The organism is Micromonospora sp. SCSIO 07396, from assembly GCF_053667945.1.
In genome coordinates this window covers 3,240,122-3,260,242 of sequence record NZ_CM132210.1, presented here as the reverse complement: position 1 = coordinate 3,260,242, position 20,121 = coordinate 3,240,122, and the positions used below count along the sequence as shown (strand labels likewise).

Here is a 20,121-nt window from a genome sequence, read left to right as displayed (position 1 = left end):
CGACCGGGGCGCACCGGCAGGGCGTACCGGCGGGCGGGTCGGGGATCGCACCGGTCAGGGCGCGATGCCCCGTTTAGACCCCGAAGGGGCGGGAAGCCGGGCCGCGTGGTGAGCGAACGAGGCGGGGTGGAGCCGGTGCGGACGGCACCGGCCGGGCCGACGGCCCAGGGCGCCGGCCTGGCCGGCGACCGGATCGTCACGGCCGGCAGCACCGCACGGGTGCTGGTGGCCGCCGCCGCCCGCGCGCTGCGCGGGGTGGACTGCGCCGACCTGGGACACGCGACGTCCGCCTCCCGGTTCGCCGTCGCGCGCAACGCCGGCCGGGGGCCGCTCACCGTCGCCCAGGCCGGCGAGGTGGACGGGGAACGGGTGGCCGGCTGGATCGCCGACCAGTACCCCCGACAGCGGTACCCGGCGGTGCTGCTGGGCGCGCCGCACGCCGCCGCCGTGCACCTCGCGGTGGCGCTCGGGGTGCCCTGGCTGCCCACCGGCTTCGAGATGACCGCCCACTGGACGCACGGCGCGGTGGACCGTCCCGCCGCCGCGCTCGACCAGGGGGCCGCGTTCGCCGCCCGGATCCTTGCCGGCAACTCCGGTCTGCACCTGCGTCAGGTGCACTGCCCGGCGAGCCGGGGCGCGTCGGCCGGCACGGCGCTCAGCCTGGTGGCCCGCTGGCGGGTGCTGCCGGTGGCGTACGCCAGGTTCCTGGCCGACCGGCTGACCCCCGGGGCCGCGGTGCTGCTGGTCGACGACGCCCGCCGGTGGCCGGTGTCGGACTCCGGGCAGGGGCACAGCTTCCAGCTCGGCTGCCCGGCCAGCGGGCTGCGGCCGGTGGACTTCCACCCGGACTCGCCCGCCCTACGTCAGGTGCTACGGGCCGCCGGGGCGACCGGGGACGGGTGGGAGCCGCCGGCGGTCACCGCCGCCGGGGAGTCCGCCGAACACGGGGTGGAACCGGAGTTCGTCCGCGCGCTGGGGCACTGGGCCGGTGGTCGGGGCCACGAGCTGCGCCAGGTGGGGGTGCCGCACCCGGGGGCGCTCAGCGCGGCCACCGCCGACCTGTACCGCAGCTGGCTGCGCCGGGCCGGCAAGACGGGCGACCGGCTGGTGGTCGAGTGCGGCCGGGTGTTCGATCCGTGGCAGGTGGTGCGGGCGGGGCTGGTGCCGTACTGGTGCGAGAACGCCACCCGGCGCAGCGTCGAGGAGGTGGAGTGGTGGCTCGCCGGCAGTGAGCCGTTCAGTTCGGTGGACGTGCTGCCGGAGTCGCCGGGGCTGCGCTCACCGGCCGTGGCGGGGCTGCCGCAGTGGCTGGCGGTGGCGGCGTTCGGCCGTCGCCGGCGGGCCCTGGACCGGACCGCCGCCCGGGGCTACCCGGTGGCGTCGGTGGCCACCCGGCGGGCCACCGAGGTGCTGCGCGGGCAGCCGTACGACCTGCCGACACCGCCGCCGCTGAGCGTCGGTGACGCGCTGGCCGGGCTGCGCGAGGCGGGTGCGCCGCTGGGGCTGGCCGTGTCCTGACCGGCCGGGTCCCACGGCGCGGCCGGATCGGGGACGGCCGGCGGGTCGCCCGGAAAGGGGACGCCGGGGGTGTCCGCGCCGCCCGGCCGGAGCCGGCACACCGAAACATCCTCGCGAACCCGGGGACGCGTGGTTGAGTACCTGGGGAGCGGGAAGACCGCTCGCCGCGACGGTCCGCCGCGTGGCGGCCGGTCGTTGCCCGCGCGTGTCCGGTGATCCCGGCACGGCACGTGAAACCCCACTTCCGACCCGGTGCGTGGTGCCACCACGCGCCGAACCGGCCCGATCCGGGCGGGGGACCTTCCTGAGGGAGGCGCGGATGTTCGGACAGACCACCACGACCACACCACCTCCGACCGACCGGGGGCTGGAGGACCTGGACGCCGCCGCGCTGGCGTACGCCGCGCGGATCGCCGGCCTGCCACCGGAGCGCCGGGGGGAGGCCCGCGAGGACCTGGTCCGGTTCGCCCTGCCGTTCGCCGGCCGGCTGGCCCGTCGCTACCGGGGCCGGGGTGAGCCGTTGGAGGACCTGGAGCAGGTGGCCCGGCTCGGCCTGGTCAACGCCGTTGACAGGTACGACCCCGAGCGGGGTTCGTTCACCGCGTACGCGGCGATCACCATCGTCGGGGAGATCAAGCGGCACTTCCGGGACCGTACCTGGGGGGTGCACGTGCCCCGCCGGCTGCGCGACCTGATCCTGGAGGTCGGGCAGGCCACCTCGGCGTTGACCAGTGAGCTGTCCCGCGCGCCGAGCGTGGCCGAGCTGGCGGCCCGGCTGGAGACGCCCGAGGAGGAGATCCTCGCCGCCCTGGAGTCGGCGGCCGGCTACAGCCCCGCCTCGCTCAACGCGCCGGTCGGCGGGGAGAGTTCCGCCGAGTTCGGTGACCTGGTCGGCGAGTCGGACAACGCGCTGGAGTCGGTGGACGACCGGGTGACCGTCAGCGGGTTGCTGCACCGGCTGCCCTGGCGGGAGCGGCGCATCCTGGCGATGCGCTTCTACGGCAACCAGACCCAGGCGGAGATCGCCGCCCGGTTCGGCATCTCCCAGATGCACGTGTCCCGGCTGCTGTCGCGGGCGTTGACCTGGCTGCGTCAGGCGATGCTCGCCGACACCCCGCCGCCCTGGTGCAACGGCACCGCCGAGACGGACACCGGCCGCAACCGGATCGCGGTCAAACGCACCGCGGAGCGGACCGTGGTCGAGGTCGGGGGCGAGATCGACCGCGACGGCGCGGACCAGTTGCGCCGGATGATGCTGGAGGCGGTCGCCGGGCAGCCCCGCGAGCTGGTGGTGGACCTGGACGGCGCGGGCGGGGTGGACGCCGGGGGTATCGCCGCGCTGGTGGCCGGCCGGGACGCCGCCCTGCGGACCGGGGTGCCGCTGCGGCTGACCCGGGTGCGGCCGGCGGTGCGCCGGTCGCTGGCCGCCGCCGGCCTGCCCGCCACCGTGGACGCCTGAATCGACCCCGTCGGCCCGAGCCGACATCGGGCCGGCACCGCCTCGCGGTGCCGGCCCGACGGTGTGCCGGTCGGTCAGCGCTGCCCCGGGTCGTCCCTGTCGTGCGGGTGCCGCCACCGCTGCGGGGTGTCGGGGTCAGTGTCGTCGGGCCGGTCGTCCTCGGGGGCGTCGGAGTGCGCGAAGCCGGGCCGGCGGACGTCCTCCGGTTCGGGCACCACCACCGGGCGGGCGCCCGACTGCGGGGCGGGCTGGTACTCCACCGCCTCCCGGGCCCCGTGCGCGCCCTCGGCCGCCGGCGACTCGGGGACGTGCCGTTCGTGGTGCAACTCGTCGTGCAGTTCCTGCGGCGGCCGGGTGGTGCGTTGCGGCAGGTCCCGGCCGAGGTCGGCGACGAGTGGGCCGTACTTGGCGTCGAAGGCGGGGCGTTCGGAGCGGATCCGGGGCATCCGGTCGAAGTTGCGCAGCGGCGGCGGGCAGGTGGTGGCCCATTCGAGGGAGTTGCCGAAGCCCCACGGGTCGTCGACGGTCACCAGTGCGCCGTACCGCCAGGACTTCCAGACGTTGTAGAGGAAGAACAGGGTGGACGCGCCGAGCACGAACGAGCCGACCGTGGAGATCATGTTGAGCGTGGTGAAGCCGTCGCCGGGCTGGTAGTCGGCGTACCGGCGGGGCATGCCCTCGTCGCCCAGCCAGTGCTGGACGAGGAAGGTGGCGTGGAAGCCGACGAACATGGTCCAGAAGTGCAGCTTGCCGAGCCGTTCGTCGAGCAGCCGGCCGGTCATCTTGGGGAACCAGAAGTAGACCCCGCCGAACGCGGCGAACACGATGGTGCCGAACAGCACGTAGTGGAAGTGCGCCACCACGAAGTACGAGTCGGTGACGTGGAAGTCCACCGGCGGGCTGGCCAGCAGCACCCCGGTCAGGCCGCCGAGCAGGAAGGTGACCAGGAAGCCGATGGCGAACAGCATCGGCGTCTCGAAGGTGAGCTGTCCCTTCCACATGGTGCCGATCCAGTTGAAGAACTTCACCCCGGTGGGCACGGCGATCAGGTAGCTCAGGAAACTGAAGAACGGCAGCAGCACCTGGCCGGTGGCGAACATGTGGTGCGCCCACACGGTCATCGACAGCACGGTGATCGCGACCGTGGCCAGCACCAGCCCGGTGTAGCCGAAGATCGGCTTGCGGCTGAACACCGGGATGATCTCGGTGATGATGCCGAAGAACGGCAGCGCCACGATGTAGACCTCGGGATGGCCGAAGAACCAGAACAGGTGCTGCCACAGCATCGGCCCACCGGTGCCCGCGTCGTAGACGTGCGCGTCGAGCAGCCGGTCCGCCCCCAGCGCCAGCAGCGCGGCGGCCAGCAGCGGGAAGACCAGGATCACCAGGACGGCGGTGAGCAGCATGTTCCACGTGAAGATCGGCATCCGGAACATGGTCATGCCGGGGGCGCGCAGGGTCAGCGTGGTGGTGATCAGGTTGACCGCGCCGAGGATGGTGCCCAGGCCGGAGACGACCAGACCGACCACCCACAGGTTCGCCCCGATGCCCGGGGAGTTCACCGCGTCGCTGAGCGGGTTGTAGGCGGTCCAGCCGAAGTCGGCGGCGCCGCCGGGGGTGAGGTAGCCGCCGACGACCATCGTCCCGCCGAACAGGTACAGCCAGTACGCGAACGCGTTGAGCCGGGGGAACGCCACGTCCGGGGCACCGATCTGCAACGGGACGATGTAGTTGCCGAAGGCGAACACCAGCGGGGTGGCGAAGAGCAGCAGCATGATCGTGCCGTGCATGGTGAACGCCTGGTTGTACTGCTCGGGGGAGAGGAACTGCATTCCCGGTCGGGCCAGCTCGGCCCGGATGAGCAGGGCCAGCACCCCGCCGATCAGGAAGAACACGAACGCCGTGGCCAGGTAGAGCAGACCGATCTGCTTGGCGTCGGTGGTGCCGAGCAGCCGCAGCAGCTTGTTGCCGGGCAGCGTCGGGCGGACCGGTCCGGGGAAGCCGCCGAACCGGGCCGGGGCGAGGATGGCCGGCCCCCGGTCTCGGGCGGGTTCCGTGGTTACCCGTCTGGGCATGGCTCTCTCACCCCGTCGTGACGACAGAAAGGACGGGCGCGACTACCCGCCCTCCGCCCATGTAACCAGGCGACAGGGGGAATTTCGGTCAATTCGCCGGCAGGAGTGCCCACACCACCTTGCCGTCGGCCAGCGGGGAACTGCCCCAGCGCTGCGCCATCTCCCGGATCAGCAGCAGCCCCCGACCGCCCTCGGCGGACAGGTCCGGGCTGGCCGCCCGCGCCGCCGTCCGGCTGCCGTCGGCCACGGCCACCCGCAGGTACGGCTGGTGCAGGGTCAAGGTGATCCGCATCGGGGTGTGGGCGTGCCGGACCACGTTGCCGACCAGCTCGCTGAGCACCAGCGACGCCGGCTCCACCAGGTGCGGCACGTTCCACCGGGAACACGCGTCGCCGACCAGCTCACGGGCCCGCCGGCAGGCCCCCGCCACCGGCTCCAACCGGGCCCGCAGCCGGGGCGCGGCGGTCGCCCCGGCCCACCGGGTCGCCTCCGCGCAGTCCTGCCGCACCGGCACCACCCGGCAGGTGGTGGAGGTGGCCAGCCAGGCGGCGGCATCCGGCGGGGGAGAGCAGAGCACCATCGGCACGGCCGGCCAGTCGGCCGCCTGCCGGGCGGTGGCGGCGAACACCGACAGCGCCAGCCGGTCGGCGACGGTCACCCGGCCCAGGTCGACCACCAGCGCGTCGGGCAGCGTGGTCAGGCAGCGGTCCAACACGGTGTGCACGGCGCGCATGGTGCCCAGGTCGAGCGCGCCGGCGAGGCGTACGACGGTCACCGGTGACTCGTCGCTGACCTCGCAGGTGATCCGGCTGACCATCGGCCCCTCGATTCCGCTCGTGGTGCTGGGGAGAACCGCCAGGTACCCGCGGCCCGGTGGACCGAAACCGGGCCCGGACCGTGACGGTCCGGGCCCGGTCGGGGCGGGTGGCTCAGGCCGCCTGGAGCTGCGGTTGCCGGGCCGCGGCGCGGACCGTCTCGTAGAGGGCGACGTACCGCCGCGCCATCACCGCCGGGGTGAACCGTTCGGCGGCCTCCCGCCGGCACTCGTCCGGGTCGAGTCGCCGCGCGGCCAGCAGCAGCTCACCCAGTTCGTCCTCGTCGTCGGTGAGCAGTCCGGTGCGCCCGTGCTCGACCAGTTCGGGCAGGCAGCCCCGGGCGGTCGCCACCACCGGCGTGCCCAGCGCCAGCGACTCCACCACGGCCGTCCCGCCGGGCTCCTCCCAGCGCAGCGGGAACAGCGCCGCCCGCGCCCCGGCCAGCAGGTCGTCGCGCTCCCGGCCGGCGACCGTGCCGACCCAGCGGACCAGGTCGCCGTCGAGGTGCGGGGCGACCTCGTCGTGGAAGAACCGCACGTCCGGGTTCTGCCGGGCCCCGTCGCCCGCCGCCGCCAGGTCCGCCGGCCGGTGGTAGGGCCCGACCGGGCCGGCGAGCACCAGCGGCACCCCGGTACGCCGGGCCAGCCGGACGCCGACGTCCTGCCCCTTGCCCGGGTTGATCCGGCCCAGGATGACCGTGTAGTCGCCCTTCACCGGCCGGGGCGTCCGGTCGGCGTGCACCGCCAGCGGGGTGGCCAGGTGCACGTGCCCGACGGCGTGCTCCCGCAGCGCCCGGGGGGCGCGGGCCAGCTGGGCGGCGGAGACCCCGTTGACCCGTACCCGTGTCCCGCCGTCGAGGGTGCCGTACAGCTCGGGGTGCTTGGCCAGGTCCCAGTGCAGGGTGTGCAGCACCGGCGGGGCGGCCGGCCCCATCGCCGTCAAGGTGGCCAGCCCGACCGCCTCCACGTGGTCGTGCACCAGGTCGATGTCGTCGCGGCCGTGCACCTGCCGGACCACCCCGGCCAGGTGCGCCTGGGACACCCCGCACACCTGGTTGTACGGCCGTTGCAGCGCCGCGAACTGCCCGTCGGCATAGACCGAGAACTTCTCGTCCACCGGCAGGGTGCTCGATCCGACCGAGGCCAGCACGACCTTCACCCCGAGCCGGCGCAGCTCCGGCACCAGGGTGGCGACGACGTTCTCGATGCCGCCGTAGCCGGGTGGCGGCACGGACAGCCACGGGCCGGCGTTCATCAGCACGGTGAGGCTCATGGTCGGGACTTCCTCTCGGGACGGACCGGGTCCCGGGCGGGTCTCGACCCCGCGCGTCGGGTGACGTCGCCGCCGGTGCGGCGCGTCGTCACGCGGCCACCCGCCGACGCGGCAGCCGGGGCCGCAGCTCGGCCAGGGGCGGGCGTTCCTGCACCGAGACGTCGTTGACGACGACCTCCCGGTCGAGATTCGGCAGCGCCTCCGAGCCGCCCCGACGGAACTGGGTCAGCAGGGTGCCGGGGTGGGTGCCCGGGGCGGCCCAGCCCCGCCGCTGCAACCGCGCCCAGGCGGTGTGCATGATCTGCGCGGACATCCGGCCCAGGGCCGCGGTGTCCTGGTGCCGGTGCTTGCGCTCGCCCAGGTCGACCTGGGCCAACGCGTCCAGGCCGACAAGTTCCAGCAGGTCGATCAGCATGGCCGTCTCGACCCCGTAACCGGTGACGAACGGCACCCGCTCCAGCACCTCGCGCCGACCGGCGTACTCGCCCGCGAGGGGCTGCACGAAACCGGCCAGCTCCGGCCAGAACAGGTTCAGCAGTGGCCGGGCCATCAGCTCCGTCACCCGCCCGCCACCGTCGGTCTCGACGCTGGTCGTGCCGACCAGCGGCCGGTGGTAGAAGCCCTTCACGAACTCCACCGACGGGTCGACCAGCAGCGGGCCGATCAGGCCGGTCACGAAGTGCGGCCGGAACTCCCGCAGGTCGGCGTCGACGAACGCGACGATGTCGCCCTCGGCGGCGGCCAGCCCGGCCCAGAGCGCGTCGCCCTTGCCGGTCAGCCGGGGCAGGCCCCGGGTCATCTCGTCCTGGCCGACCACCTCCGCGCCGGCGGCCCGGGCGACCTGCGCGGTGCGGTCGGTCGACCGGGAGTCGACCACGATCAGCTCGTCGACCAGGGGGACCCGGTCCATCAGGTGTTCCCGGATCGTCGAGACGATCGCCCCGACGGTGGCTTCCTCGTTGCGGGCGGGCAGCACCACGCTGACCCGGTTCTCCCCCTTGGCTCTGATCAGCCGTCGCGTGGGCCAGTCCTGCGCCGACGTCGTCCGGTAGGTGGCCCATGCCTCCACGACAGGGGAGACGATCGGTTCTGTGTCCCGCACTGGCAAACCCCCAGATCCATGGCGGAAAACGCAGACTTGGTTTTCCCGTCTCTGCACATTCGTTAACTGGATATTGCCTAACAGCTTGATCACGGCGGCTCCACCGGCTGGTTCCCGGCAGATGAACGCTGTGTTGCGGTGACCGCCGGGTTTGGCCCCGCCGCGCCGGGGCAGTGCTGTGCGCGGTGGTGGTGACCGCGTCGAGAGGGCCAGGTATGCGTACGTGTCGGGTGGGGCTGGTCGGGGCCGGTGGGGTGGCGCACCGTCACGCCCGTGTGCTGGGGAGTTTCGCCGACGTCGAACTGGTCGGGGTCACCGACGTGACCCGGTCGGCCGCCGCCCGGCTGGCCGACACGCACTCGACCCGGGCCTTCGCCGACGTCGACGACCTGCTGGCCGCCGGCCCCGACGCGGTCTACGTCTGCGTGCCGCCGTTCGCCCACGGGCCGGTGGAGGAGGCCGTCATCGCCGCCGGGGTGCCGATGTTCGTGGAGAAGCCGGTCGCGGTCGACCTGGACACCGCCGAACGGATCGCCGCCCTGGTCGAGCAGCGGCGGTTGCTCACCGCCGTCGGACACCACTGGCGCTACCTGCACGTGGTGGCGCGGGCCCGGGAACTGCTCGCCGACCGTCAGGTGCGGATGGTCAACGGGGCCTGGCTGGACAAGGTGCCCCCGGTGGCCTGGTGGCCGGTGCGGGACCGCTCCGGCGGCCCGGTGGTCGAGCAGGCCGCCCACGTGCTGGACCTGACCCGGGCGCTGGTCGGCGAGGCCGTCGAGGTGACCGCCTACGGCGACGGCAACCCGCCCCCGGTCGACGACGCCGACATCGACTCGGTGACCGCCGCCACGCTGCGCTTCGCCTCCGGCGCGGTGGGCACCCTCGCCGCCGCCTGCGTGCTCGGTTGGAAGCACCGGGCCGGGCTGGAGATCCTCGCCGACGGGCTGGCCCTGGCGCTGACCGAGGACGGTCTGACCGTCCGTGACGCCGACGGGGAACGCCACCTCCCGGCCGACCCCGACGCCGCCCGGAGCGCCGTCGACCGGGCCTTCGTCGACGCGGTCACCGGGGTCGGCGACGACATCCGGGTGCCGTACGCGGAGGCGCTGCGCACCCAACGACTGGCGGTCGCGCTCGCACAGAGCGCCCGCACCGGTCGCCCCGTCACCCTGCCCACCGGCCCGGCCGCGCTCACGCCGGTGGCCGGCGGCGTGCCGGCGACACCCGTGGGCACGGCCGCCGATGCGTGACACGGTGGTGGTGGTCAGCGGCCCGGGACGGGTCGAGCTGGCCGAACAGGAGGCCGGTGAGCTGCGCGACGGCACGGTCCGGGTACGGACCCGCTACAGCGGCATCTCCGCCGGCACCGAGCTGAGCTTCGTCAAGGGCACCAACCCCTACCTCAACGTCACCTTCGACACCGGCCTCGGCCTGTTCCGGCCCGGGACGGCCAGCACGCCGTACCCGGTCACCCGACTCGGCTACATGCAGGTCGCCGAGGTGGTGCAGAGCCGCACCCCGGCGATCGCCGTCGGCACCGTCGGTGCGATGACCTACGGCCACCGCACCGGGTACGTCGCCGACCCGCTGGCCGAACGGTTCGTGCCGCTGCCCGACGATCTCGATCCGCTGCTCGGCGTCTACGTGGCGCACATGGGGCCGATCTGCGCCAACGGGCTGCTGCACGCCGCCGCCGACCTGTACGGCACCGACGTCCGCTCGCTCGGCGACGGGGTGCGCGGCCGACGGGTCGCGGTGGTCGGCAGCGGCGTGGTCGCCCTGCTCACCGCCCTGTTCGCCAGGCAGCACGGTGCCGCCTCGGTGGTGGTGGTCGACCCGACGCCGCAGCGCCGCCAGGTCGCCGAGGCACTCGGTCTGGAGACCCTGGACCCGGACGCCGACGACCCCGCCGTCGTGCTCAAGACCAGGTGGCACCACAGCGCCGGGGACCGGGGCGCCGACGTGGTGTTCCAGTGCCGGGGTCAGGACTGGGCGCTGCACCTGGCGCTGCGCCTGCTGCGCCCCCAGGGCACCGTGATCGACCTGGCGTTCTACCAGGGCGGCGCGGACGCCGTCCGGCTCGGTGAGGAGTTCCACCACAACGGGCTGTCGCTGCGCTGCGCGCAGATCGGCCGGGTGCCCCGGGGTCTCGCCCCCACCTGGGACCGGGAACGCCTCTCCGCCGAGACGATCGACCTGCTGCGCCGGTACGGCGACCTGATCCGCACCCACCTGGTCTCGGCCGTGGTCCCGTTCGCGCAGGCACCCACCCTCCTCACCGACCTGGCCGAACGTCGCCGTCAGGAACTCCAGGTCGTCCTCACCGCCTGACCATCCCGACGGCCTCGCCCCGCCCGCCTCGCCCCGGTGATCAAGAGGTTTACGTCATGGTGGAACGGATTCTTGACGTAAACCTCTTGATCACTGCGGTGAAGGGGCGGCAGGTGGGGGCGGCCAGGCCAAGGCGATCACCGAGGCGGGCTACACGGCCGAGAGTCTCGCCGGCAAGCTCGGTCTGCATCCGAAGACCGTCGCCCGTTGGGCAAATCCTGGGCACATTCCGCAGAGTCGCCACCGGGCCACCGTCGCAGAACTGCTGGAGCGAGATGTCGATGCCCTCTGGCCGGACATCGTCAAGCGGCGCGAGCCGGTCTGGTTCCGGCCCTGGGTCGACATCGAGCGGGAAGCCACCACCTTACGGGCCTTTCAACTTGCCTGGATGCCCGGCCTGCTCCAGACCGAGGCGTACGCGCGGGCGACGCTGACCGGCGGAACGCTGACGGCCGAGGCGATGGACGAGCTGACCGATGCGCGGCTCGGTCGACAGGCGATCCTGCACCGTGAGCGCAGCCCCCTGCTGGTCGCCGTCCTGGACGAGGGCGTCCTGCGTCGACGGGTCGGTGGCAGTCGGGCGCTGATGGCGGCCCAGCTCGGGCACCTTCTCGCCTGTGCCGAGCTGCCGAACGTGCAGCTGCACGTCGTCCCGGCCGACGCGCCGAGCTATCCGGGGCTCGACGGGCCGTTCGTGATCGCCGACCTGCCGGAGGGGGCGAGAGTGGCGCATGTCGATGGTCCGGCGCAGGCGCAGATTCTGGACAAGCCCTCTGACCTTGTTAACCTTGAGCGGCGGTGGGAGCGTATCCGTGGGGAGGCGCTCCCTCGTGGACGGACCCTGGATCTCCTGAGAGAAGCGGCTGCATCATGGACCTGACCGCTGCGCGGTGGCACAAGAGCACGAAGAGCGGCGGCAACGGCGGCAACTGTGTCGAGGTCGCGGGCAACCTTTCCGGTGTCGTCCTGGTGCGGGACACCAAGGACCGGGACGGCGGGGTGCTCGCGTTCGCCCCGGCGGCGTGGCGTGGCTTCGTCGACTTCGCGAGCCGGTGGGAGTCGGCTCGTGCGGCACGGTGACGTGATCCAGGAAGTTGATCTATAGCGCCCCAGCTCGGTAATTCTGCATCCCCGCGCACGCGGCGGTGATGGCCCGCCGGGCCCGACCGGCGGCGCGATCGCCCGCCTCCCCGCGCCCGCGGGGCTGGCCTGGCTAATCATCGACGACCGTCAGCCTGCGTCCCGGTCGACCAGCTGCCCGCCACCTTCCGGTGGGCCGCCGGCGCACCTCGCTGACCTGCCCGGATGGGCCGGGAACCGGACAGCGGGATCGCAACGTGCGGACCGGGCAGCCTTTTCCGCCCGGGTTCGCGTACCGTTGCCGCTCATGGGTGTGTCGCAACGGTTGAAGAGCAGGTTCCGCCGGTTCCTCCAACGCCCGGGGACGACGGTCGACCTGGCTCCCCTGGAGAAGCTGCTGCCGCGGATCGCCGCGCGCGAGGACGAGCTGTCGGCGCTGGACGACGAGGCGCTGACCGAGGCCGCCGGTGCCGCGACGGAGTACGTGGACATCTGCGCCGTCGGCCGCGAGGCCGCCCGCCGGGGCCTAGACCAGCGGCCGTACGACGTGCAGCTGCTGGGCGCGATGGCGCTGCTGTCGGGCAAGGTCGCCGAGATGGCCACCGGTGAGGGCAAGACGCTGACCGCCACCGTCGCCGCCTACGGGCACGTCCGGCTGGGCAACGGCCCGGTGCACGTGCTCACCGTCAACGACTACCTGGCCCGCCGGGACGCCGAGTGGATGACGCCTGTCTACCGGCTGCTCGGGCTGAGCGTGGGCTGGGTCAACGAGGCGTCCACCCCGGCCGAGCGGCGGGAGGCGTACGGCTGCGACGTCACCTACGTCTCGGTCAGCGAGGCCGGTTTCGACTTCCTCCGCGACCAACTCGTCACCGACATCGCCGACCGGGTCCAGCCGCCGCTGGCCACCGCCATCGTCGACGAGGCCGACTCGATCCTGATCGACGAGGCCCGGGTGCCGATGGTGCTGGCCGGCTCGACCGCCGGCGAACAGGACCCGGTGCACGCCTCCGCCGCGCTGGTGCGCGGCCTGCGCAAGGGCCGGCACTACACGGTCGCCGAGGACGGTCGCAGCGTCGCCTTCACCACCGAGGGCCTGGCCGCCGTCGAGGCCAAGCTGGGCGGCATCGACCTGTACGACACCGAGCACGTCGGCCAGCTCTCCGCGGTGAACGTGGCGCTGCACGCGCACGCCCTGCTGCACCGGGACGTCGACTACATCGTGCGGGACGGCTCGGTGGAGCTGATCGACGAGATGCGCGGCCGGGTCGCCCAGCGCCGTCGCTGGCCCGACGGCCTGCAGGCCGCCGTGGAGGCGAAGGAGGGGCTGGACGCCACCGCCGAGGGCGAGGTGCTGGGCACCATCGCCGTGCAGGCGTACATCGCGCTCTACCCCAAGCTGTGCGGCATGACGGCGACCGCGGTGCTGGTCGGCGACCAGCTCCGGGAGTTCTTCGGCCTGGAGGTGGCGGTCATCCCGCCGAACACCCCCTGCGTCCGGGAGGACGAGCCGGACCGGATCTACGCGACCCGGGCCGAGAAGGAGGAGGCGCTGATCGACGAGATCCGGCGCTGTCACGAGGCGGGCCGTCCGGTGCTGGTCGGCACCCTCGACGTGAAGGAGTCCGAGGGGCTCGCCGCCGGCCTCCAGGCTGCCGGGGTGCCGTGCGTGGTGCTCAACGCCAAGAACGACGACGAGGAGGCGGCGATCATCGCCGAGGCCGGCGCGTACGGCGCGGTGACCGTCTCCACCCAGATGGCCGGCCGGGGCGTGGACATCCGGCTCGGCGGCAGCGAGCAGGTCGACCAGGAGCGGGTCGCCGAACTCGGCGGCCTCTACGTGATCGGCAGCGGCCGGCACGACAGCCGCCGGGTCGACGACCAGCTGCGTGGCCGGGCCGGCCGGCAGGGCGACCCGGGCGGTTCGGTCTTCTTCGTCAGCCTGGAGGACGACCTGGTCGTGCGGCATGCCGGCGAGACCGTCCCGGCCTCGCCCCGGATGAACGCCGACGGTCTGGTCACCGACGAGCAGGTCGACTACGCGGTGGAGCACGCCCAGCGGGTCGCCGAGGGCGTCAACCACGAGATCCACCGCAACACCTGGCGCTACAGCGTGGTCATCGAGCAGCAGCGGATCGCCCTGGCCGAGCGCCGGGAGCGGCTGCTCACCTCGGACGTGGCGGCGCTGATGCTGCTCGACCGGATGCCCGACAAGGCCGGCGAGATGGACGAGGACCTGCTGGCCCGGGTGGCCCGCTCCATCGCGCTCTACCACACCGACCGGCTCTGGGCGGAACACCTGGCCGAGTTGTCCGAGGTCCGCGAGGGCGTGCACCTGCGGGCGCTGGGCCGGCTCGACCCGCTCGACGAGTTCCACCGGGCGGCGGTGCCGGCGTTCACCAACCTCATCCCCGAGATCGAGACGCGCACCCTGGCGACCTTCGAGGAGACCGAGTTCGCCGAGGACTGGGAGCCGGACGCCGCCAAGCTGGTGCGGCCCAGCGCCACCTGGACGTACCTGGTGCACGACAACCCGTTCGGCTCGGAACTGGACCGGCTGATCGCCTCCGTCGGCCGTCGGCTCGCCGCCGCCCGCTGAGCGGCCCGGGAACCCCTCCGGCGCGGGATGTGCCGGAGGGGTTCCCTTTACGCGGTTTCGACCCGGTTTTGCGAGGGTAGTAGCCCGGGGCCCACGACTCGGGAGAGAGATCATCACGATGACACAGGCAACGACGCCGGTGCCGGTCGGCAGGGGTACGACGGAGCCCGCAGGCCGGTGAACCTGGACATGCGGGAGCTGACCATCGACACGCTCGGGGTACTGGAAACGGCCGCCCTGCTGCGGGAGCTGACCGCGGGCCTGATCGCGGTCGACGACTTCGACGAGGCGCTGACCGAGCTGGTCCGGATCGCCGCGGATGCCGTCCCGGGGGCGCTCTGGTGCGGTTTCACCGCGCTGCGCGCCGGTGAGCCCGCCGGGGTGGCCGCCTCGGACCCCCGGCTGGCCGAGCTGGATGACCTGGGGCACGGCGCGGAGTCACCCGCGATGGACGCCATCCGCCGCCGCGAGATGATCATCGCGGCGGACCTGACCGTCGAGGACCGGTGGCCGGCCTGGACCGACCGCGCCCGCCGGCTCGGCGTGCGCGGGGTGATCTCCGCCCCGGTGGACGTCGACGAGCGGGCGATCGGCTCGATCAACCTGTACGCCGGCCGGCCCGGCACGCTGGGCACCCGGCACCAGCTCACCGCGATGCTGCTCGCCGAGCACGCGGGGTTGCTGCTGGCCGCCGTGCGGGACCGGGCCCGGCGGGCCGAGCGGGCCGGCGAACGCGACGGCGCGCTGCTCGGGGAGAACGTCGTCGGCCAGGCCGTCGGGGTGATCATGACCCAGCGGGGCTGCCCGGCCCCGGAGGCCCTCGACGTGCTGCGCAGCGCCGCGACCTCGCTGGACATCCCGCTGCGGGAGGTGGCCGAACGGCTGGTCACCACGGTCTCCCGTCCCCGCGAGTCCTGACCGCCTCCGGTCCGGTTGAGCCACTCACCCGGGCCGACCTGGCGGCATCGACCCGCGAGGATGCCGCCAGGTCGCCGCCCCTGGTTCCCGGACGCCCGTAGCCGACGGTGTCGTTTCTCCCCGGACCCGCGAATCCCGGCCCGACCGTTTCGTCGGAGCGACCCCCGGGTAGCACCCTGGACCGGTGAGCTGAGCCGATTCCGGGGAGGAAACGATGGAGAGCCGCCTGAGGGTGCAGGGGCATCCCATCCAACCGATGCTGGTGACGTTCCCGTTCGGGCTCTTCGTCAGCGCCACCGTCTTCGACCTCGCCGACGTGGCGGGCGGTCCGGCGTTCCTCGGCGAGGTCGGCTACTGGACGGCGGTCGCCGCGCTGGTGGCCGCCGGGCTCGCCGGGGTGGCCGGCATGATCGATCTGTGGGACGTACGGCCGGGGCCGCACCGTCGCACCATGGTCACCTTCAACATGGTCAACGCGGGCATGGCCGCGCTCTTCCTGCTGTCCTGCCTGGTCCGGGCGGATTCCCCGCAGCGCGGTGCGACCGGGGTGCTGCTGGTGACCGAGCTGGTCGCGCTGCTCGTCGGTGCGGTGGGCGTCGGGTTGGGTGCCCGGCTAATGCGCCAGTTCGAGTCCGGCCGAGGCGAGCCGACCGGCTTCGACAGCCTTGACGGTGTGCCCGCCGGCTCCACCGTGGAGATCCTCCGCCCCGCCCCCTGATCGCGCCCCGCCCCTACCACCGTCGCGCTGTCCGGCGGTGGTCGCGGGGGTCCGCGCCGCCCTGCGGTAAACGGGTTGCCGTGCCGAACGGCCCTGCCGCAGGGTGGACGGATGGTCGAGCCGAGCTGTGCGGAGCTGATCGCCGAGGCCGCCGCCGCCCCCGTCGACGGTTGGGGCTTCGGCTGGCTGGACGGTAGGGCCACCGAGGAGCGTCCACCGTGGGGCTACGCCCGTCAGGTGGCCGCGCGGATGGCGACGGTCACGGCCGCGCTGGACATCGACACCGGCGGCGGCGAGGTGCTCGCCGAGCTGCCCCAGCCGCCGCCGCTGCTGGTCGCCACCGAGGCGTGGCCGCCCAACGTCGCGGTCGCCCGGCGTACGCTGCGACGGGTCGGCGGTCGGGTGGTGCAGATCGCTCCCGGGTCCCGGCTGCCGTTCCGGGCGGCCGCCTTCGACCTGGTGACCAGCAGGCATCCGGTGGACACCGGGTGGGCGGAGATCGCCCGGGTGCTGCGCCCCGGCGGGCGCTACCTGTCCCAGCAGATCGGCGCCGGCACCATGCGGGAGCTGAGCGAGGCGGTGCTGGGCCCGTTGCCGCCGCCGGCCACCCGGCACACCGCGCAGGCGGTGGCCGCCGCCCGGACCGCCGGCCTGCACGTGGCGCGGCTGGAGCAGGCCACCCTGCGGGCGGTGTTCCACGACGTCGGCGCGGTGGTCTGGTTCCTGCGCAAGGTGGTCTGGACCGTGCCGGACTTCGACGTCGACCGGTACCGCCCACAGCTCGAACGGCTGCACGCGCACATCCGTGCCGAGGGCGCTTTCGTGGCCCACTCCCGACGCTTCCTGATCGAGGCGGTCAAGCCGACCGACGGGCCCGCCTGAAGGACCCGTGGTGGCGGGTGACGCCAGGGCATCCGGCGTGGGGACGGCGCGCCATCGGTTCCGGCGGGTCGATCACACGTGGCGGGTGGTGAGCAGGGTGACCATCTCGGGCAGGTCGAAGAACCGGGCCGTCTCCACCGCCGACGGGGTCCCGTGGTCGGGGTCGGCTCCGGTGTCGAGCAGGGCGCGTACCGCGTCGGTGTTTCGCCGGAACACCGCCGCGGCGAGCGCGGTCTGCCCTCGGTCGTTGACCCGGGTGTGGTCGGCGCCCCGGGCCAGCAGGGCGGCGACGGTCTCCGGACGGGCGTGGTAGGCGGCCAGGATGAGCAGCGTGTCGCCCTTGTCGTTGGTCAGGTTCACCGGCAGCCCGGCGTCGACGTGGCCGCCGAGTTCCGTGGCCTCGCCCGCGCGGGCCAGGTCGAACATCCGGTGGGCGAAGGCCAGCGTCTCGGCGTCGAACTCCTCGGTCATCCGCCCAGCCTAGAGGCCCGTGCCCCGGTCACCGCCGGTGACGGGAAGCGGCCGCCAGGCGTGTCCCAGCATGCGGTATTACCTACTAAACCTATAGGCTTTGCAGTCTAGAGTGTCGGGGGACGCACCACACGGGAGAAGACATGACCAGCATCCACGCCACCGACCTGCTCACCGTCGCCGGCCGGTACGCCGACCCGGCCACCTGGGCGGTGCCACTGCGGTTCGACCCGACGCAGCGGTGGTACACCCGGCTCGCCTCGGCCGAAGACCACGAGGTCTGGGCGTTGAGCTGGCTGCCCGGCCAGGGCACCGACCTGCACGACCACGGCGGTTCCTCGGGCGCCTTCCTGGTCGTCGCCGGTGAGCTGACCGAGCAGACGGTCTCCGGTGGGCGGCTGCGTCCGCACCGCCTCGCCGCCGGCTCCGGTCGCCGGTTCGGCCCCCGGCACGTGCACACGGTGACCAACCGCGGCGACCAGCCGGCGGTCAGCGTGCACGTCTACCTGCCCGCGCTGCGTCACATGACCCGCTACCACCTCGTCGACGGGCGACTCCGGGTCGCCGAGGTCGCCCGGGCCGGCGTCGCCTGGTGACGCCGCCCGCCCCCGATTCCCCCACCCGCCGGCTCGCCCATGGAAGGACCGCGACGATGCCGCAGCACTGCACCCTCACCGAGAGCTGTCCGGCCCCACCCCCGGGTTCCCGCGGCATCGACGAGATCCTCGCCGAGGCCCGTACCCGACTGCGTCGGCTCGACCCCGAGCAGGCGCACCTGGCCCACCGGAGCGGGGCGCTCATGGTCGACATCCGGCCGGCGGCCCAGCGGGCCGCCCACGGCACCGTGCCGGGCGCGCTGGTGATCGAGCGCAACGTCCTGGAGTGGCGGCTCGACCCACGGTGCCCGGCCCGGCTGCCCGAGGCGGTCGACTACGACCTGCCGGTGCTGGTGATCTGCCAGGAGGGTTACACCTCGTCGCTGGCCGCCGCCGCGTTGCAGGACATCGGCCTGCACCGGGCCACCGACGTGGTGGGTGGCTTCGTCGCCTGGCGGATAGCCGGGCTGCCGGCCCTGGGCCCGACGCCGTCGCACCGCACCCCGTCCTTCGCGCCGCCGGTGACCGCCGGCCGGACGCCACACTGACCGTCGCGCCCCACCGGGCGTGGCGGACGCACCGCCACACAGGAGGCTCCCATGTCCCTCGTCGCCCTCACCGCGCGTCCGCACCCGCCGGGCCGTCCCGACCGGGTGGTGCCGGGTCGGCCCCGATCCACGCCCTCGCTGACCATCACCCTCGACCTGACCGCCGGGCCGCTGACGCCCCGGCTGGCCCGTCTGGTCGACCTGCTCGGCGAACTGGCCGAGGCGGGGGAGGGGGTGGTCCGGCTGAGCGAGCCGACCGCACCGCGCCTGCTGTCGTCGCTGCCGGCCCCGCGGCCGGCGCCGGTGGCCGGGGAGCCCGTGCCGACCGACGAACACCCGCAGACCCTGCGGATCTCCGCCGGCACCCGGGTGGTGCGTCAGGGCGACCGGGAGATCCCGCTCACCCGTATCGAGTTCGACCTGCTGCTGTTCCTGGCCGAGCACCCGCACCGGGTCTTCACCCGGCTGCAACTGCTCGCCAACGTCTGGGGCTACGAACACGCCGTCGCCCGCACCGTGGACGTGCACATCAGGCGGTTGCGCGCCAAGCTCGGCGCGGACAACACGCTGGTGACCACCGTGTACGGGGTGGGCTACCGGCTCGCCGACGAGGCGAGGGTGCGGATCGACCGGTTCCGCTGACCTTGCGACCATTCCCTGACGCACCCGGCCCGCCCCGAGCCGGGTGCGTCGCGGCGTGCCGGCCGTGATCCAACCGGCGGGCACCCCCGTATCCGGGCACTTCGACGCTTCTGCTGTAATCATCTGGCTCGTACGCAGAGCGAGGGATCGGCTGCGAACTGTTCGTCAATTGTCACATTCATGCAACGCGGTCGCCCCTTGACCCTCGTCCAGGGGCCGGGAAGCATCGATGCAGCGGCGTCCCGGGCCGTGGGGAGATACCCGGACCCAGCCCAAGGAGGACCATGTCGGTCAGCCCCGCATCGTCGCGCGCCGGATGGCATACGTCCCAGCCCTCGGTCCCCGGTCGACCTCCCGGCGGTCAGCGACGCCCGGCCACCACGGCCACCCCTGTGCTCACCGTGACCCTCTCCATCCCGCTGGCCAGCGAGGAGTCGCTCACCGCGCCGGCCCGCCGGTTGCTGGAGGCGGCCCGGGAGATGCTGGAACGCGGCGAGGGCACCATCGCCACCACCGGGGTTCCCGCCGAACGACGACCCGACCAGGTCCCGGCCGGCCGGACGGCGGGGCGTTCCCTCGCCGCCACCATTCCGATGCTGCACATCCTGGCCTCCTCCCGGTCGGTGTTGCGCGACGGCGAGCCGCTGCCGCTGACCCGGCTGGAGTTCGACCTGCTGCTGCACCTGGTGGCCCACCCCCGTCGGGTGTTCACCCGGCTGCAACTTCTCAATGCCGTCTGGGGCTACGAGCACGCCGGGGTGCGCACGGTGGACGTGCACGTGCGTCGGCTGCGCGGCAAGGTCGGCGTCGACGTCCCGTTGGTCACCACGGTCTACGGGGTGGGCTACCGGCTCGCCGACGACGCCCGGGTCACCGTCGACCGCACCGGCTGACCCGTCGGGCCCGCCGCCGCCAACGCCCGCCGTCGGGTAGCCCCACCGGACCGCCGCCACCGCCCGCCGGCCGCCGTCGGGCAGCCCCACCGGACCGCCGCCACCGCCCGCCGGCCGCCGTCGGGCAGCCCCACCGGACCGCCTGCGTCGTGCCGTGCGCCGGCCACGAGCGGGTTCATCCGCTCCCGGAGCCACCGTCGGG

At 73.7% G+C, this 20,121-nt stretch carries 19 protein-coding genes; 14 read left to right on the top strand and 5 right to left on the bottom strand.

Features of this window, described 5'->3' with window-relative positions; translation table 11 throughout:
• The first annotated feature begins 135 nt into the window (after positions 1 to 135).
• Positions 136 to 1,518: a hypothetical protein gene (locus ACWCHM_RS14000; protein ID WP_281898127.1), complete on the top strand. Its 1,383-nt coding sequence runs from the start codon at positions 136 to 138 to the stop codon at positions 1,516 to 1,518.
• Between the two features lie 319 nt (positions 1,519 to 1,837).
• On the top strand, positions 1,838 to 2,977 hold the full coding sequence (locus ACWCHM_RS13995) for a SigB/SigF/SigG family RNA polymerase sigma factor (protein WP_204960293.1): 1,140 nt from the start codon (positions 1,838 to 1,840) through the stop codon (positions 2,975 to 2,977).
• Positions 2,978 to 3,051: 74 nt separating this feature from the next.
• Here ACWCHM_RS13995 and ctaD read toward each other — a convergent pair whose 3' ends face one another.
• The 4 genes from ctaD to ACWCHM_RS13975 all read right to left on the bottom strand — a co-directional run bounded on the left by ctaD (position 3,052) and on the right by ACWCHM_RS13975 (position 8,208).
• Positions 3,052 to 5,052, bottom strand: coding sequence for an aa3-type cytochrome oxidase subunit I (ctaD, locus tag ACWCHM_RS13990; protein ID WP_281898124.1), 2,001 nt, complete (start codon positions 5,050 to 5,052; stop codon positions 3,052 to 3,054).
• Between the two features lie 88 nt (positions 5,053 to 5,140).
• The gene (locus ACWCHM_RS13985) at positions 5,141 to 5,869 is read right to left on the bottom strand and encodes an ATP-binding protein (RefSeq protein WP_281898123.1); all 729 of its coding nucleotides are present in this window, start codon (positions 5,867 to 5,869) and stop codon (positions 5,141 to 5,143) included.
• 112 nt (positions 5,870 to 5,981) lie between these two features.
• On the bottom strand, positions 5,982 to 7,139 hold the full coding sequence (locus tag ACWCHM_RS13980; RefSeq protein WP_454222680.1) for a glycosyltransferase: 1,158 nt from the start codon (positions 7,137 to 7,139) through the stop codon (positions 5,982 to 5,984).
• 88 nt (positions 7,140 to 7,227) lie between these two features.
• Positions 7,228 to 8,208, bottom strand: a complete 981-nt coding sequence (locus ACWCHM_RS13975) for a glucosyl-3-phosphoglycerate synthase (RefSeq protein WP_281903084.1) — start codon at positions 8,206 to 8,208, stop codon at positions 7,228 to 7,230.
• Positions 8,209 to 8,456: 248 nt separating this feature from the next.
• On the opposite strand from ACWCHM_RS13975, the gene ACWCHM_RS13970 reads away from it, so the two are divergent.
• From ACWCHM_RS13970 to ACWCHM_RS13935, 8 genes are all read left to right on the top strand, one after another.
• Complete coding sequence (locus tag ACWCHM_RS13970; protein ID WP_204960288.1) at positions 8,457 to 9,491, top strand: Gfo/Idh/MocA family protein; 1,035 nt, start codon at positions 8,457 to 8,459, stop codon at positions 9,489 to 9,491.
• Positions 9,484 to 10,572 (top strand): zinc-dependent alcohol dehydrogenase, encoded by a 1,089-nt coding sequence (locus tag ACWCHM_RS13965; RefSeq protein WP_421488547.1) that lies wholly within the window; start codon positions 9,484 to 9,486, stop codon positions 10,570 to 10,572. The genes ACWCHM_RS13970 and ACWCHM_RS13965 overlap by 8 nt, the downstream gene beginning before the upstream one ends.
• Before the next feature lie 136 nt (positions 10,573 to 10,708).
• Positions 10,709 to 11,452 (top strand): DUF5753 domain-containing protein, encoded by a 744-nt coding sequence (locus ACWCHM_RS13960; RefSeq protein ID WP_454223079.1) that lies wholly within the window; start codon positions 10,709 to 10,711, stop codon positions 11,450 to 11,452.
• The gene (locus tag ACWCHM_RS13955) at positions 11,443 to 11,652 is read left to right on the top strand and encodes a DUF397 domain-containing protein (RefSeq protein ID WP_454222679.1); all 210 of its coding nucleotides are present in this window, start codon (positions 11,443 to 11,445) and stop codon (positions 11,650 to 11,652) included. Before ACWCHM_RS13960 ends, ACWCHM_RS13955 begins: the two co-directional genes overlap by 10 nt.
• Before the next feature lie 307 nt (positions 11,653 to 11,959).
• Positions 11,960 to 14,251 carry an accessory Sec system translocase SecA2 gene (gene secA2, locus ACWCHM_RS13950; protein WP_421488545.1) on the top strand — a complete coding sequence of 764 codons (2,292 nt, stop codon included), beginning with the start codon at positions 11,960 to 11,962 and terminating at the stop codon, positions 14,249 to 14,251.
• Positions 14,252 to 14,428: 177 nt separating this feature from the next.
• Positions 14,429 to 15,169, top strand: coding sequence for a GAF and ANTAR domain-containing protein (locus ACWCHM_RS13945; protein ID WP_204960284.1), 741 nt, complete (start codon positions 14,429 to 14,431; stop codon positions 15,167 to 15,169).
• A gap of 214 nt (positions 15,170 to 15,383) precedes the next feature.
• A complete protein-coding gene (locus ACWCHM_RS13940; RefSeq protein ID WP_204960283.1) occupies positions 15,384 to 15,887 on the top strand; it encodes a DUF2231 domain-containing protein in 504 nt (167 codons plus the stop codon).
• A gap of 111 nt (positions 15,888 to 15,998) precedes the next feature.
• Positions 15,999 to 16,769 carry a class I SAM-dependent methyltransferase gene (locus ACWCHM_RS13935; protein ID WP_454222678.1) on the top strand — a complete coding sequence of 257 codons (771 nt, stop codon included), beginning with the start codon at positions 15,999 to 16,001 and terminating at the stop codon, positions 16,767 to 16,769.
• A gap of 72 nt (positions 16,770 to 16,841) precedes the next feature.
• Here the strand turns inward: ACWCHM_RS13935 and ACWCHM_RS13930 are convergent, their stop codons facing one another.
• Positions 16,842 to 17,240, bottom strand: a complete 399-nt coding sequence (locus tag ACWCHM_RS13930; protein ID WP_454222677.1) for an ankyrin repeat domain-containing protein — start codon at positions 17,238 to 17,240, stop codon at positions 16,842 to 16,844.
• Positions 17,241 to 17,383: 143 nt separating this feature from the next.
• Between ACWCHM_RS13930 and ACWCHM_RS13925 the strand changes: the two genes are divergently transcribed.
• The 4 genes from ACWCHM_RS13925 (at position 17,384) to ACWCHM_RS13910 (ending at position 19,919) form a co-directional block, all read left to right on the top strand.
• Entirely contained in the window at positions 17,384 to 17,836 is a 453-nt protein-coding gene (locus tag ACWCHM_RS13925) for a cysteine dioxygenase (protein ID WP_204960280.1), read from the top strand.
• Between the two features lie 56 nt (positions 17,837 to 17,892).
• Positions 17,893 to 18,384: a rhodanese-like domain-containing protein gene (locus tag ACWCHM_RS13920; RefSeq protein WP_204960279.1), complete on the top strand. Its 492-nt coding sequence runs from the start codon at positions 17,893 to 17,895 to the stop codon at positions 18,382 to 18,384.
• Between the two features lie 51 nt (positions 18,385 to 18,435).
• On the top strand, positions 18,436 to 19,026 hold the full coding sequence (locus ACWCHM_RS13915) for a winged helix-turn-helix domain-containing protein (RefSeq protein WP_454222676.1): 591 nt from the start codon (positions 18,436 to 18,438) through the stop codon (positions 19,024 to 19,026).
• Between the two features lie 284 nt (positions 19,027 to 19,310).
• On the top strand, positions 19,311 to 19,919 hold the full coding sequence (locus ACWCHM_RS13910; RefSeq protein ID WP_204960277.1) for a winged helix-turn-helix domain-containing protein: 609 nt from the start codon (positions 19,311 to 19,313) through the stop codon (positions 19,917 to 19,919).
• Positions 19,920 to 20,121 lie beyond the last annotated feature (202 nt).

Coding starts and splice junctions, on each gene's coding strand:
- ACWCHM_RS13915 (WP_454222676.1), top strand. CDS start 18,436: ATGTCCCTCGTCGCCCTCACCGCGCGTCCGCACCCGCCGGGCCGTCCC.
- ACWCHM_RS13985 (WP_281898123.1), bottom strand. CDS start 5,869: ATGGTCAGCCGGATCACCTGCGAGGTCAGCGACGAGTCACCGGTGACC.
- ACWCHM_RS13970 (WP_204960288.1), top strand. CDS start 8,457: ATGCGTACGTGTCGGGTGGGGCTGGTCGGGGCCGGTGGGGTGGCGCAC.
- ACWCHM_RS13940 (WP_204960283.1), top strand. CDS start 15,384: ATGGAGAGCCGCCTGAGGGTGCAGGGGCATCCCATCCAACCGATGCTG.
- ACWCHM_RS13955 (WP_454222679.1), top strand. CDS start 11,443: ATGGACCTGACCGCTGCGCGGTGGCACAAGAGCACGAAGAGCGGCGGC.
- ACWCHM_RS13910 (WP_204960277.1), top strand. CDS start 19,311: ATGTCGGTCAGCCCCGCATCGTCGCGCGCCGGATGGCATACGTCCCAG.
- ctaD (WP_281898124.1), bottom strand. CDS start 5,052: ATGCCCAGACGGGTAACCACGGAACCCGCCCGAGACCGGGGGCCGGCC.
- ACWCHM_RS13935 (WP_454222678.1), top strand. CDS start 15,999: ATGGTCGAGCCGAGCTGTGCGGAGCTGATCGCCGAGGCCGCCGCCGCC.
- ACWCHM_RS13980 (WP_454222680.1), bottom strand. CDS start 7,139: ATGAGCCTCACCGTGCTGATGAACGCCGGCCCGTGGCTGTCCGTGCCG.
- secA2 (WP_421488545.1), top strand. CDS start 11,960: ATGGGTGTGTCGCAACGGTTGAAGAGCAGGTTCCGCCGGTTCCTCCAA.
- ACWCHM_RS13930 (WP_454222677.1), bottom strand. CDS start 17,240: ATGACCGAGGAGTTCGACGCCGAGACGCTGGCCTTCGCCCACCGGATG.
- ACWCHM_RS13995 (WP_204960293.1), top strand. CDS start 1,838: ATGTTCGGACAGACCACCACGACCACACCACCTCCGACCGACCGGGGG.
- ACWCHM_RS13925 (WP_204960280.1), top strand. CDS start 17,384: ATGACCAGCATCCACGCCACCGACCTGCTCACCGTCGCCGGCCGGTAC.
- ACWCHM_RS13965 (WP_421488547.1), top strand. CDS start 9,484: ATGCGTGACACGGTGGTGGTGGTCAGCGGCCCGGGACGGGTCGAGCTG.
- ACWCHM_RS13920 (WP_204960279.1), top strand. CDS start 17,893: ATGCCGCAGCACTGCACCCTCACCGAGAGCTGTCCGGCCCCACCCCCG.